13 protein-coding genes and 1 pseudogene are annotated in these 12884 nt (G+C 36.5%); 6 read left to right on the top strand and 8 right to left on the bottom strand.

Annotation, left to right across the window (positions count from 1 at the left end):
• Window positions 1–15 precede the first annotated feature (15 nt).
• Window positions 16–1668, top strand: a complete 1653-nt coding sequence (pgi, locus tag AC2IP4_RS12490; protein ID WP_375321654.1) for a glucose-6-phosphate isomerase — start codon at window positions 16–18, stop codon at window positions 1666–1668.
• 350 nt (window positions 1669–2018) lie between these two features.
• Here the strand turns inward: pgi and AC2IP4_RS12485 are convergent, their stop codons facing one another.
• Both AC2IP4_RS12485 and zur read right to left on the bottom strand, forming a co-directional pair.
• On the bottom strand, window positions 2019–2480 hold the full coding sequence (locus AC2IP4_RS12485; RefSeq protein ID WP_375321655.1) for a chemotaxis protein CheX: 462 nt from the start codon (window positions 2478–2480) through the stop codon (window positions 2019–2021).
• Between the two features lie 19 nt (window positions 2481–2499).
• Window positions 2500–2949: a zinc uptake transcriptional repressor Zur gene (zur, locus tag AC2IP4_RS12480; protein ID WP_105056850.1), complete on the bottom strand. Its 450-nt coding sequence runs from the start codon at window positions 2947–2949 to the stop codon at window positions 2500–2502.
• A gap of 373 nt (window positions 2950–3322) precedes the next feature.
• On the opposite strand from zur, the gene AC2IP4_RS12475 reads away from it, so the two are divergent.
• Complete coding sequence (locus AC2IP4_RS12475) at window positions 3323–3523, top strand: ogr/Delta-like zinc finger family protein (RefSeq protein WP_486306956.1); 201 nt, start codon at window positions 3323–3325, stop codon at window positions 3521–3523.
• Between the two features lie 16 nt (window positions 3524–3539).
• Here AC2IP4_RS12475 and AC2IP4_RS12470 read toward each other — a convergent pair whose 3' ends face one another.
• From AC2IP4_RS12470 to AC2IP4_RS12460, 3 genes are read right to left on the bottom strand one after another with little or no spacing between them, the layout of a single operon-like run.
• A complete protein-coding gene (locus AC2IP4_RS12470; RefSeq protein WP_486306957.1) occupies window positions 3540–4259 on the bottom strand; it encodes a PP2C family serine/threonine-protein phosphatase in 720 nt (239 codons plus the stop codon).
• Window positions 4256–4957: a hypothetical protein gene (locus AC2IP4_RS12465; protein ID WP_486310328.1), complete on the bottom strand. Its 702-nt coding sequence runs from the start codon at window positions 4955–4957 to the stop codon at window positions 4256–4258. Before AC2IP4_RS12465 ends, AC2IP4_RS12470 begins: the two co-directional genes overlap by 4 nt.
• Window positions 4954–5586, bottom strand: coding sequence for a hypothetical protein (locus AC2IP4_RS12460; RefSeq protein WP_486310327.1), 633 nt, complete (start codon window positions 5584–5586; stop codon window positions 4954–4956). Before AC2IP4_RS12460 ends, AC2IP4_RS12465 begins: the two co-directional genes overlap by 4 nt.
• A 1171-nt stretch (window positions 5587–6757) precedes the next feature.
• Here AC2IP4_RS12460 and AC2IP4_RS12455 point away from each other — a divergent pair.
• A complete protein-coding gene (locus tag AC2IP4_RS12455; protein WP_486310326.1) occupies window positions 6758–7801 on the top strand; it encodes a phage major capsid protein, P2 family in 1044 nt (347 codons plus the stop codon).
• 59 nt (window positions 7802–7860) lie between these two features.
• Here AC2IP4_RS12455 and AC2IP4_RS12450 read toward each other — a convergent pair whose 3' ends face one another.
• The 3 genes and pseudogenes from AC2IP4_RS12450 to AC2IP4_RS12440 all read right to left on the bottom strand — a co-directional run bounded on the left by AC2IP4_RS12450 (window position 7861) and on the right by AC2IP4_RS12440 (window position 10584).
• Window positions 7861–9225 (bottom strand): nucleotide-binding domain-containing protein, encoded by a 1365-nt coding sequence (locus tag AC2IP4_RS12450; RefSeq protein WP_486310325.1) that lies wholly within the window; start codon window positions 9223–9225, stop codon window positions 7861–7863.
• Window positions 9218–9793: a Pycsar system effector family protein gene (locus tag AC2IP4_RS12445; RefSeq protein WP_486310324.1), complete on the bottom strand. Its 576-nt coding sequence runs from the start codon at window positions 9791–9793 to the stop codon at window positions 9218–9220. Before AC2IP4_RS12445 ends, AC2IP4_RS12450 begins: the two co-directional genes overlap by 8 nt.
• A gap of 99 nt (window positions 9794–9892) precedes the next feature.
• A pseudogene (locus AC2IP4_RS12440) lies at window positions 9893–10584 on the bottom strand (tyrosine-type recombinase/integrase).
• A 164-nt stretch (window positions 10585–10748) separates the two neighbouring features.
• On the opposite strand from AC2IP4_RS12440, the gene dusA reads away from it, so the two are divergent.
• The 3 genes from dusA (at window position 10749) to AC2IP4_RS12425 (ending at window position 12884) form a co-directional block, all read left to right on the top strand.
• Window positions 10749–11696 carry a tRNA dihydrouridine(20/20a) synthase DusA gene (dusA, locus tag AC2IP4_RS12435; RefSeq protein WP_486307287.1) on the top strand — a complete coding sequence of 316 codons (948 nt, stop codon included), beginning with the start codon at window positions 10749–10751 and terminating at the stop codon, window positions 11694–11696.
• A gap of 117 nt (window positions 11697–11813) precedes the next feature.
• Window positions 11814–12509, top strand: coding sequence for a TIGR04219 family outer membrane beta-barrel protein (locus AC2IP4_RS12430; protein WP_375321681.1), 696 nt, complete (start codon window positions 11814–11816; stop codon window positions 12507–12509).
• A gap of 144 nt (window positions 12510–12653) precedes the next feature.
• Window positions 12654–12884, top strand: coding sequence for a hypothetical protein (locus AC2IP4_RS12425; protein WP_105056854.1), 231 nt, complete (start codon window positions 12654–12656; stop codon window positions 12882–12884).

The raw sequence follows: 12884 nt of genomic DNA, 5'->3' as shown, positions 1-12884 counted from the left end.
CGGGATATTTTTACCATGTTAAAAAACATCAACCCAACAGAAACTCAAGCTTGGGCAGACTTAACTGCACATTTTGAAACAGCACAAAACATGAATTTGTCAGACTTGTTTGCTGCTGATACTCAACGTTTTGATAAATTCTCAACGACGTTTGGTCAAGATATCTTAGTTGATTTCTCTAAGAATTTAGTAACAGAAGAAACAATGAAAAATTTGTTTTCTTTAGCTGAGCAAACTGAATTATCAGAAGCAATTAGCGCGATGTTCAGTGGTGAAAAAATCAATAAAACGGAAGGCCGCTCTGTACTTCATACAGCACTTCGTAACCGTAGCAATACTCCGGTAATCGTTGATGGTGAAGACGTAATGCCTGCGGTAAATGCGGTATTAGAAAAAATGAAAGGTTTCACTGAACGTCTGATTTCTGGTGAGTGGAAAGGTTATACGGGTAAAGAAATTACGGATATCGTAAACATCGGTATCGGCGGTTCAGATCTTGGCCCTTACATGGTTTCTGAAGCATTAGCGCCATACAAAACACGTTTAAACATGCACTTTGTTTCAAACGTAGATGGCACACACATTGTTGAAACATTGAAGCCATTAAATCCTGAAACAACGCTGTTCTTAATCGCATCTAAAACATTCACAACTCAAGAAACAATGACGAATGCACACAGTGCACGTGATTGGTTCCTTGCTGAGGCTGGCGATCAAGCACACGTTGCTAAACACTTTGCAGCACTATCAACTAATGCACCATCTGTGTCTGAGTTTGGTATCGATACAGACAATATGTTTGAGTTCTGGGATTGGGTTGGTGGTCGTTACTCTTTATGGTCAGCAATCGGTCTTTCAATTGCACTAGCGGTTGGTTTTGATAACTTTGTTGAGCTGCTTGAAGGTGCTCATGAAGTGGATAACCATTTTGCTAATACCGATCTTGAAAATAACGTGCCTGTTATTCTGGCACTTATTGGCCTATGGTATAACAACTTCCACGGTGCAGAATCAGAATCAATTCTTCCATATGATCAGTACCTACATCGTTTTGCTGCGTACTTTCAACAAGGCAATATGGAATCAAATGGTAAATGTGTAGACCGTAACGGTAACCCTGTAGATTATCAAACGGGCCCAATCATTTGGGGTGAGCCAGGTACAAATGGTCAGCACGCGTTCTACCAATTAATTCACCAAGGCACTAAATTAATTCCTTGTGATTTTATTGCGCCTGCAATCAGCCATAACCAAGTGGGTGATCACCACCAAAAACTGATGTCTAACTTCTTCGCACAGACAGAAGCATTAGCATTTGGTAAAACAGAAGAAACGGTTCGTGCAGAGTTTGCAGCGGCAGGTAAAACAGAAGCAGAAGTTGCTGAGTTAGTTGCATTTAAAGTATTTGAAGGTAACCGTCCAACAAACTCCATTCTTGTTAAACAAGTAACGCCTAAAACATTAGGTAACTTGATTGCAATGTACGAACACAAAATCTTCGTACAAGGTGTGATTTGGAATATCTTCAGCTTTGACCAATGGGGCGTAGAGCTAGGTAAGCAATTGGCTAACCAAATTCTTCCAGAATTGACTGACGATAAAGCGGTGACTTCTCACGATAGTTCAACTAACGGCTTAATTAACGCATTTAAAGCATACAAAGCTTAATTGTTGAATTACAACATGTGCTAATAAAAAGAGCTGACTTCGGTCGGCTCTTTTGTATTTATACCAATCTACATAAATATTTGATCATTCTTGCTTGTTAAAATCGATTTTTCCTACGCAATTATCTGATCAGCTACTTATCTGGATTGGTATTATTTATCTATATTACAATAAAAAAGGCTGATACCTAAATATCAACCTCCATCATTTCCTGAATCCTGAATCCTGAATCCTGAATCCTGAATCCTGAATCCTTTAGTTCTTGCTTTTGCTCTTATAGAGGCGGAGAGTTCTAGTATCTAGTATCTAGTATCTAGTATCTAGTATCTAGTATCTAGTATCTAGTATCGTTACTCAAAACAGATCTCAATAAACGCATTACCCCATTCAGAAGTAAATGGCATGATAATAATCGCGCCATCGCATTTATGAGTAATGGTATGACTTTTACCAGAAACAACCATAGGCGTCGCCATATTAAATTCAAAACCGCTTTCAGAAAGAATACGTTTCGCACCACCAGTAACCATATTAGTGATTTCACCCACCATATCAGTGACTTCTTCATTAATACTGTTTGGGCGTTCACCCAACATGTTTTGCATAATTTGCAGTGCAAGTTGCTCGTCAAAAGTAATAGACATCGATCCTTTACTTTGTGATGCCACCATGCCGATTAAACCAGAAATATCACCACGAGCAATTTCATCTTTTTTAATACGAGGTTTCTGTGGTTTCAAATCCATTGAAGCCATCGTTTTAAGTACATTCATTAATGAAGCTAAGAATGGGTTTACAAATTCAGCGCGCATCGTAGGGGTGTCCTTTTAATTAATTTTTATTAATGCTATCTATACAAGCTTTGCAAGTTCCATGAGTTTCAACAATATGGTTTTCAACAGAAAAACCAATATTTTCAGCATGCTTTGTTAGCTGTTCAGTAATCTTAATATCATGGAACTCAACAACATCATCGCAAGTGCGACAGATAAAAAGTTGTGAGAAATGGGCATGTTCGCCAATAACACAACAAGAAATATAGCTATTGATTGATTCGACTTTATGGACAAAACCCTGAGTCACTAAAAAATCTAAAGCACGATAAATAGTGGGTGGTTTTGCCTGAGGCTCTATTTTTTTTAATTGCTCTAAAAGATCATAAGCACTTACTGCACCATGATGGGTAACAATAAGCTCTAAAACAGTTAATCTTTGTGGAGTCAGTCTAACTCCACGTTGTTGGCATAACAGCTCAACTTTTTCTTTTTGAGAACTATTCAAGGATATATGTCTTATTTATGAACAAGTGAGGCAGTTTATCATAAATTTTTTGATTTTAACTTCACTATTTAGAGAATTATTATTTACTGAAGTGAATATCCTTGATGAGTAAAAGAAGTAATAGGTTGGCTGTTTGTGTTCTGATTATGTTAGAATTGAGTATAACGATGATAGTGAGCGGTATTATTTTGATGCACTGCAGTCATCCTGAGCGAATGCATTCGTTCTATATTTCTTCCCCTCAAATAAAGACGTACCGCACTTTGCTTCTGCTCTTGCTCTTAAAAAGAAACGGAGTTTCGCCCCTTGGAGCACTGAAAATAACTGTAACTCGCCTCAAGAAAGTTCCATTTCAACGTTAGAAAAAGCCCTCATGGATAGACAGGTTGGAGTATTAAAGGCGTGCAGTGCGACCTCAAAAGCCATAACCAAAGAGACGCGCGAAGCTTATTGTCAATGTTTGAATTTAAACTGTGGTGTTATTTTTGTAACTTATACATCAGTACATCGGATTATTGAGCCGTTTGGAGGAAAACCTAGTCCAGAGCTCCAATCTGAACTGGGAAAATACTAGATAAATATTTTATACTTTAACTAGTGCTAACAATAAGATTTTCCTCAGTGTTATTGGGTAAACCATCTAATGTCCCAACCCAATCTAACATTAGAACAGAAACGTCATCATTATTTTGGCATTGTTCTCCACGTAAGATTGAACCTTGCATATCTAATGTAGATTCAGCCCAAAATCCATCTGTTGCTACTACCATTTTTCCATGTGTTTTAGGTAATTCAGAGAGCTCTAATTTAAGCTGTCTTTGAAGGTTAAAGCAGCGTGTTAATATTTGCTTCTTGTTATTTTTAAGCATATCAGTTGTAAAAAAGTCACCTAGTGGATTTGCGCCAGTGTGGACATTAGTAATCCATTCTATAGGAGTCCCTTCAAAGAAGTGGCCAAGTCTAACATCTCCAGAATGTAGACAAAAAGTCGGTGGTGTACCAGTAAAACTACAAATAGCTAGAAAACTAGCCTTGCCAATTTTCATTTCTTTTTTTGTTTCATTGAATGCTTTATAAAGTAATTCACTAATACCATCAGCATTTATTGCAGAGCTTTTAGGAAGCTCTTTCGTAATGATTTTTATAAAAAACTTTGCCATTTCAGTAGTTGCTGGTGATGTAGTTGAAATGTCAAATGCAATAACTAATGTGATAGATGAGCTACGAATTATTGCGAAGACATCTTTATTTTCATTTCTTTTTTTTCCTTGGCAAGAGATAAATTTCCAAGATGGTATCGTTTTTATCATTGTTCAATGCACCTTTCTAATCTTTCAAAAATCATCTCTTCTCGTGCACTATCTCCACCAGAAGTACTTTGTACTGCCATTTCAAAGTCATATTCAGTAATGATTTCAGAAAGTTTTTGTTGAACATAGCATTTTAGTTCATATTCTGCCTCTTGAATTTCTTGCACTATACTTTCTCTACCATCAAAAATATTTAAAATATCTTCCATGTCACGACTTTCTAGAAGATCACCATTTCCTCGTCCAAAATAAGCCTCTAATTTTGTAGCAATAAAATATTCTGGACGGATAAGCTTTATATTTACGTCTTCTGTTAATGGATAGTTTTGGGCCGTTCGGACCGAATCTGTATACCAACGATTACCAAAGCCGAGAGTTGCGGCGTCAGTAGGCATGAAGTCTACTTGTAATTCACCAAGGAGCATTCTACAAATTACGCCGCCACCATCTAAATCCATAGGGTCTCTAAAACCTTGAGATCTTAAATTCTCTTGAAGCCTTGCCCAAGCAGGATACCCCATGATATCTACGACTAAATCAACGTCATCAGTGTAGCGTATTTGTTCCTTAGTAAAGTCATCAGTTACTAGTAATCCAGTGGTACATCCGCCAACAAAAACGACATCATTTATAAGCTCTTCACCCAGAGCGCTTGCTACTGTTATAAGCATATCTTTTTGTAAGTTTATCGTGCTCATTTTACGCCCTCAAAAATTTTTTCCATCATATCTAATGCTAAGTTACGCTCTCTTGGACGCCCAATACGAACTGCATCTGTTAAAGCTAGCAATGCATATAGTCTTCCATCCTGTTGTATTGCATGGAAAACATTTGGATGTAAGGGTTCTATAGCTAAACCTTTTGTATTTCCTTTTGAATGAGACCATATTGGTGGTAAATCACCAGAGCTCATTAACTTCCCATTTAATACAGGAGCTGCAATTGATGTTGCTATTCCTCTTGAAAGTTGACTCTCTTTTGCGGGGAATACATATTTAATACCATAAGCAATAAATTCGAGTAGTGCTTTAGTATTTACTTTAGGAATGTTTAATCTTCGATCTGGCTTGGCTAAGCCAACGTCATTCATGCGATTTAAACTAAGACTAATTTGGGACTTACTTATACCTGTATAGTTTTCCAAGCTTCGAACAGAAAAATTACTTTCTATATGTGTTTGCTCTGTGTATGTAGGGGCCAATCCTTTGGTTTCCCAGTCAGCCCAGTCATCGTCAACATTTATGATATCGTTATCGAGATTACGATCTTTGATATCCGCATGTAAGGAAATTATCTTTAAAAGTAATAATATATCTTGACTCTTCATTGTTACCAACCATTTAGTGTCCCTTGTCCTAGAACTAAGGACGAATTTGTTTTTTTTATTTCTCTAGTCAAGTAAATAGTATTGGTAAAAAAAATCAAGATAAATTCACGGTTTTCATTTGACAATTGTAAATAAAATAATACGAGCGTCCCTTGTTTTAGGTCGCGGGACAGTGGGTGTAAGGATTATAAAAAATAACAATACGTATAGAACATTTTCTTAATTTTAGAAGAGAGTGAAATTAAATTAACTCCTAGTTGTTTATTCTATATGAAGGGAAATAAGACGAAAGAAAAAACTTATAGGCATTCTAGTCACATCACATTAGCTATAAATACATTTACCTAGCTCTTAAATGCACATTTTTAATTAAAACAAAAAAACGCAAAAAAACGATCTTGGTTGTTTTTAGTTATTGGTCTTAAGCCTTTATCTGTAAAGGCTTCGCTACTATTTCGTTATACGCTTAATTTTTCGTTTTTTAACGTGCGGAATTTTGGTGCGGAGGGGAGGGTGAGTCCGAACAAGGCTTGTGCCCCCTTCTAGATTACCTAATTCTGACCTCTACCATTTTCTAGAATCCCAATATAGAAAAGGGTTCTATACCCAACAAAAAGAAGTATTGTTACTTTAATTCTATTCCAGTTATTTAGTGGTATAGGTGAAAAGCATATGTATGTCACTTGTCCCATTTGTCATTGTAAGGCTCGTACCATTGAGCAAAAAGAAGAGACGCCAATTAAAAGCGTATTAACGTGTCAATGTTGTAATTTAAATTGCTCTTCTTCCTTTCTGATATCTCTTAGCATGATTAATAAAGGCGTAACTTCTAGTAAAAAGGAGGCAGCATGATTGTCTGTCCTGACTGTGGTTCGTCATATCGCATTATGACATCTGCTCGAGGGAGTATCACTGTCAATGTAAAGCCTGTGATATTCGGTTTCTTCAATACGCCTCGCTAGAAAGTTTTATTGTAAAAAACTCGGAAAGCCAGCCACCAAATAAACAATTACAGCCTGATATAGCAAGGCGAAGAGACTGCATGCTTCAATTGCTTTCGCCTAAAACAAAAGACCCCAAAAAGTCTGCGATGAGGTTGTATAAGCCCTACTTGAATGAGCATAGCCTCAACGTATCAATGAGCATCTAATCGAATAAAACGGGAACACGAATGAAGACAGAATCACAAACAAAACTCAGTGCCTTTAAAGAATCAGTTCAAACTCTCTATGATGTATCGGACGCGAGCGAAACATTTAATGTCTCGCCAGCTGCCAGTCAAACATTAATTGATGATGTAAAAGAGACGGATGACTTTTTAACGCATATTAATATTGTCACAGTAGAGAATTTAATTGGTGAGGCTATCGGTTTAGGCGTTGGTCGCATGATTGCATCACGAACTGACACATCGGGAGGCAATGAGCGAAAAACACGCTCAGTCTATGATTTAACACCAATGCCGTATGAATGTACTCAAACAAACTTTGATACTCATATCACTTATAATCAGCTTGATGCTTTTGCTCATTTAAAGAATTTTGAAGAGCGAGTAAATAATCAAATTCGAATTCAATCTGATTTAGATAAAATTCGAGTGGGTTTCTATGGCACATCGGTTGCCAAGAATACCGATATTGAAGCAAACCCAAACGGCGAAGATGTGAATGAAGGTTGGATTGAAGCATTACGAAAACATAAACCTGAAAATGTATTATCTGAAGTCGTACTTGATTCAAATGAAATTCGAATTGGTGAGGGTGGTGATTTTGTTAATATTGACCTTGCGGTTCTTACGATAAAGAATTTATTAGATCATGTATTTGCTTCAACAAATGATTTGATAGCGATTGTCGGTAATGAATTAGTTGCCAGTGACCAAGCAAGACTTTATGCACAGAACGGTAACACCCCAAGTGAAAAAGCAAAGATTGAAATGAGACAGGTCATTTCTACTTATGGCGGCTTACCTACCTATACAGTCTCTAATTTCCCACCGCGCGGCATTATGGTGACTAGCTTTGATAATCTATCGATTTATATATTAAATAATTCGATCCGAAAATCAGTAGGCGTCAAAAACGATAAAAAGGATCGCATTGAAAATTTTGAATGCATGAGCATGGCCTACCTAGTAGAGCAATTAGGTAAAGCAGCAACGCTTGAATTTGATAATGTTAAGCTCAAAAAATCAGGCTCAGATGTTTGGGAGTAACTTTACTTTAAAGTAAAAGAAAATAAAGCCCACACTAAAGTGTGGGCTTACTTATATTATCAATTGGTATTATTACCGCGAATGTAAACACCTATGACATTAGAATAAAGAACTACATTTCTGTGGGAGGAGCTAGTAATTTCAATATTCATAGTATGAAGCCCTCGATATAGTGTCCCTTCTGGTAATTCTACTGTGGAGTAAGGAGGAGGTGAGCCATTTATACCACCTCTTTTAGGATGAAAGTATTTAGTTGTTGATTGAACCTCAGTTTCATCCCCTGCTTCTTTGCCATTGTTTTTCTTACTAAACACAACAGTTAAACCGCCGTGTCTATTAACTAGATCTGTTGGTACTTTTATGACAAAGCGAATATCTAAATTAGCATCTAAGAAACGAGATACAGAATTGTAACGTTTCCATTGTTCATCCTCATAAGTTTCACAATAAAAATTAATTGAGGGGTGGTCAACAATTTTTGAGCCTTTAATATTTTGTTTCCATGAGGGAGGAATTGGTAATAAATCAATATAATCGGAATGATTTAAATGATACATTTTATAGTTGATTGGACTTCCTTCTTTATCTGTAATATTCGGCTCTAAGTAAGGTATTGATATTGTTTCTTTGTTTTTACTTTTTGTTTTTACAGATAAGTATTGTTTAGGGAAATCAATATAATCAGTTACATTAGAACCTAACATTATATGATTTGCTTTAGCTTTATGTTGAAGTTTTGCAGCGCAATCCACATTTAGTCCTTGAGCAGTAACTTCTGTGACACTTCCAAATCCATAACAAGCCCAAAGAACATCATTATCATCACCAAAATCAATACCAACTCGAACTGCTAAGTTTGAATTAGTTTGGATATAAGAATCTAATTGTGGGAATACATTTTCGGTCATAACAAACCTTAACATTGCACACGCATTAATTGCATCAGCAATTGCTTCTTCTTTTGTTATTCCTTTACCGCCAAAAAATGCCATTAGAGCATCTCCCATTAGCCTATGGGGATGTCCATCCAACGAGCGAACGATATCAATTGCGGATTGTAATATTCTATTCTTGATATAAAAAGCATCATCTAAATCTAATAATAAATTTAGTCTTGTACTTCCTTTTATATCGATAAATAATGTAACTATATAATGTTTTTCAATAGCATTCGAATGTTCTAAATGTTTAAAATCTTTATGAGAACCAATGCCTTGGAAGTTAATGCTGCTTTTCCCGAACAAAGGGCGAAGAATCTCTTGAAAAGCATATTCTTGCTCACTAATAGGTAATTCTATTGATGATTCACAACCAATTTCTGAGTCAAAACTCTCAGCGACTAAATGTCTTTTATTTAGTGCTACTGGTCGAGATTGCTTATCAAAATTAAAATATTTTTTTGTCACTTCATTTAAATTAGCCATTGATACTTACTTCTTGTGTGGGTATTTCTTTTTTCATACTAGATTCTTGGTCTAAAAGACTTCCTACAACGATGCAGATAATCAATACGGTACTAGCCAATGAAGATAATTTAATTGCCATTACTGCATTTTTAATATTTGCAAATTTTTCAGCTGCAATTTGGGATAATACAAAAGATTGATAGCATAGGTCCTTTAACTTATCTTCATCTGTTGCATTGATTACTGCTTGTCGATATGCTTCCGCACCACCATCAAAGTTAGATGTATGCACAAAAGAAATTAGTGATCTTTGAGAGCCTGCTGCTGTGTTGGGAAAAATGGCAAAAAATGAATTAACAATGGTAACTATTAATCCAATAGCAGTACTTAAAATTGTGATAACAAATGCAAGCCTAAACCATAGGTCATTGTTTAAATTCCAAAAATATGGTGTTAACGCAATTAGAATACCTAAATAAGTAGCACTAAAAGATAAAATCATTCCTGATTTTGTATTTGCTGATGTGATATGAGAATCGTGTCTTTTTAGTATTTCTAATTGAAATGTTATTTTTTTATCTGTCATAAAACCTCTGAGTTAGTAGCCATAAAGTATTATACCTTGAGAGGTCAAAGATATATATTAATTATTAATTGATGTGCACTTCATTATAATTAGTCTGAATTATTTTTTATCATGCAACTTATGCGGAAATAGCTGAGTATAAACTTGCCATAAAACATTCAAGTTTCTATGTCCTGTTACTTGAGCTACTTCTTCAATTGAATATCCTTTTCCAAACAACCTGCTAGCACCTTCGCGCCTTAAATCGTGATAGCGTAAATCTTCAATGTTTAAGTCATTTCTAACTCGCTGAAAACCTGCACTCACACTCCTTCAGTTATAGGGAAAAATTAAATCATTGTTTTGGTTCTGACGTAGAACAATATCAAATGACCCTGCTAAGAGAGGGACGATCATGTGGTTGCCTTCTTTTTTCGAGGGTCTTTTCGGTTTCGGCAATGCTCAATTAGATCACTTATTTGGAGTTCGTGACTGTTAATTTTGGCTATATCGCAATCTCTAAGCATTTTTATTACAAATTGCTTAGTTCTTCCTGTGTTATCCCATAAATCCCTATCATTGATAAAAAGGTCTAAAAGAACGGCTAACGTGCTTGTTTTTAGGTTCTTTTTTAGTCCGTTAGCCTCAATCTCTGCAACTTGTTTGATACCAAATGACTTAGCGAGTGATTTCTTTTTAAAAGTTTTGCTTTCTCTGTGTATAATTGCGGAATTCTTTTTAACTATAATGGTTACTTTGAATCGAGATTCACCGTTCTGAAGTTTTCGTGTTTCTACTGTATAGCTTGCCATTTGTCCTACTCCTAAAAGGGGTATTCAAGGGGTACTAGTTAAAGAAATTCAAAGAAATTCTAGGTTATTCACTGTGTATTTGTACAGTATTTTTTTAAGGCTAAATTGTGTCAAACCCTGAGAACACCAATAAATATCCACTACAACGCTTTTCCGTTGCCCCTATGCTTGATTGGACTGACCGTCATTGTCGCTATTTTCACCGTCAACTATCAGAACATGCTTTGTTATATACAGAGATGGTAACGACGGGTGCGATCATTCATGGTAAGGGAGATTTCCTTGCTTACAATGAAGAGGAGCATCCAGTTGCATTACAACTAGGTGGTTCGAACGTTAAAGATTTAGCTCATTGTGCGAAATTAGCGGCTGATCGCGGCTATGATGAAATTAACTTAAATGTAGGTTGTCCATCAGATCGTGTGCAAAATGGTCGTTTTGGTGCTTGTTTAATGTCTGAGCCAGAATTAGTTGCCGAATGTATTGCAGAGATGAAAGCGGTTGTTGATATCCCTGTAACCGTTAAAACTCGTATAGGTATTGATGATCAAGATAGCTATGAATTTTTAACTCGCTTTGTTTCTGTTGTTCACGAACAAGGTGGGTGTGATCAATTTACTATTCATGCTCGTAAGGCATGGTTAAGTGGGTTGAGCCCTAAAGAAAACCGCGAAATTCCACCGCTTGATTACCCAAGAGCATATCAGATCAAAAAAGATTTCCCTCAATTGGTTGTTGCTGTAAATGGTGGGATTAAAACCCTCGAAGAAGCGAAAGAGCATTTAGCACATTTAGATGGTGTAATGGTTGGTCGTGAAGCGTATCAGAGCCCATATTTATTAGCAGAAGTCGATCAACAATTATTTGGTAGTGATAAACCAATTAAAAAGCGTCGTGAAATTGTAGAGGCAATGTACCCATATATTGAACGCCAATTAGAAAATGGTGCACACCTTGGTCATATTACTCGTCATATGCTGGGTTTATTCCAAAGTATGCCAGGTGCTCGTCAATGGCGTCGCTACATTAGTGAAAATGCTCATAAGCCAGGTTCGGGAATTGAAGTTGTTCAAACTGCTTTAGCTAAGATCCCAGCAGAATTAGATGTATAACCTCTTACCTATTACCGTTGATAGATTAGTTATATAAAAAAGAAGAGTACATAAATAAACCAAATCGTTTATTATGACCAAATATGAACCAAATAGCGTTTCAAATGGAGACTACGCATGAACAAATTATCCCTCGCCACTGTTGTTGCTTCTGCTGCCTTAGTATTGGCAGCTCCTGCACACTCGACAGAAAAGGAGTTTACAACAAAAGTGGCAATTGATGCGTGGTTCCCTGATGGAAAAGTGGGGTCTAAAGATGGAGCGGTTCGCGATAATGATGTCGATGCTTCTCAAGCATTTTCAATTGCGTTTGAGCACCCATATCCATACCTTCCTAACTTAAAAGTACGTTACACACCGGTCAAAGCCGATCGTTTTGAATACGACCAAATTGATTATACTGGTTACTACAAATTATTAGACACTAATGGCCTTCAGTTTGATGTGGGCTTAACATTAATGCAGTTCGCTAATGGTGAGTTTAATAAAGGGGGCTCTGTTGACCCTAATAAACTAGCAAATCAAAGTTTTGATGAAACTGCATTAAACATGTATGCCGATGCGTCTATGCATATTCCTGACACTAACTTCCACATCTTCGGTCAGTATGATTTTGGTAGCAGCAGTGATACTCGCACTATGGATGGCCAAGCAGGGGTTAAATACATTCTTCCTGTTGATGCCGTTGATGTTGAGTTTAAAGTCGGTTATCGCGTGATGGATCATGAGTTTGGGTATTTTGAAGGTTTTGATAGCGACCAAGCTAATGTCATGGTCGATGGTTGGTTTGGTGGCTTGTCATTTGATTTCTAATCAGAGACAGCAAGAGTATTAAAAATAGCGATTCAGGTGACTGGGTCGCTATTTTTTTATTTTAAATTTGCTCAATTTCAGTTTATTGCCCATGCTTATAGAATGGATATTACTATGATATTCATATTTGGTAAGGATGCAGTTATGACGACATTAAGTGAATTAAAATTGATGTACCAAGAAGATCAATTAGTTGAAGCAGTAATCGAACCTGTCATGGTTGAAGATTCTTGGATTGTAGAATTTCGCCATGTACGTGGAGGCCTTGTTTTACTTACGGATTTTAAAGGTGGGGAAATGAAATACAGGGATTTAGAGTCTGCCTCAAAGAGTGCGTTAGCGGTTGGATTTAGTCAAGTCAGGATCAATGATTAG

This window comes from Aliivibrio thorii (genome assembly GCF_057368585.1).
The sequence above is the reverse complement of the archived record's forward strand: the minus strand, read 5'-3'. Positions and strand labels throughout refer to the sequence as shown.

What these genes read in the sequence shown, in the direction of transcription:
- pgi (WP_375321654.1), top strand. Translation starts at nt 16, where the DNA reads ATGTTAAAAAACATCAACCCAACAGAAACTCAAGCTTGGGCAGACTTA.
- AC2IP4_RS12485 (WP_375321655.1), bottom strand. Translation starts at nt 2,480, where the DNA reads ATGCGCGCTGAATTTGTAAACCCATTCTTAGCTTCATTAATGAATGTA.
- AC2IP4_RS12475 (WP_486306956.1), top strand. Translation starts at nt 3,323, where the DNA reads ATGGATAGACAGGTTGGAGTATTAAAGGCGTGCAGTGCGACCTCAAAA.
- AC2IP4_RS12470 (WP_486306957.1), bottom strand. Translation starts at nt 4,259, where the DNA reads ATGATAAAAACGATACCATCTTGGAAATTTATCTCTTGCCAAGGAAAA.
- AC2IP4_RS12465 (WP_486310328.1), bottom strand. Translation starts at nt 4,957, where the DNA reads ATGAGCACGATAAACTTACAAAAAGATATGCTTATAACAGTAGCAAGC.
- AC2IP4_RS12460 (WP_486310327.1), bottom strand. Translation starts at nt 5,586, where the DNA reads ATGAAGAGTCAAGATATATTATTACTTTTAAAGATAATTTCCTTACAT.
- AC2IP4_RS12455 (WP_486310326.1), top strand. Translation starts at nt 6,758, where the DNA reads ATGAAGACAGAATCACAAACAAAACTCAGTGCCTTTAAAGAATCAGTT.
- AC2IP4_RS12450 (WP_486310325.1), bottom strand. Translation starts at nt 9,225, where the DNA reads ATGGCTAATTTAAATGAAGTGACAAAAAAATATTTTAATTTTGATAAG.
- AC2IP4_RS12445 (WP_486310324.1), bottom strand. Translation starts at nt 9,793, where the DNA reads ATGACAGATAAAAAAATAACATTTCAATTAGAAATACTAAAAAGACAC.
- dusA (WP_486307287.1), top strand. Translation starts at nt 10,749, where the DNA reads ATGCTTGATTGGACTGACCGTCATTGTCGCTATTTTCACCGTCAACTA.
- AC2IP4_RS12430 (WP_375321681.1), top strand. Translation starts at nt 11,814, where the DNA reads ATGAACAAATTATCCCTCGCCACTGTTGTTGCTTCTGCTGCCTTAGTA.
- AC2IP4_RS12425 (WP_105056854.1), top strand. Translation starts at nt 12,654, where the DNA reads ATGACGACATTAAGTGAATTAAAATTGATGTACCAAGAAGATCAATTA.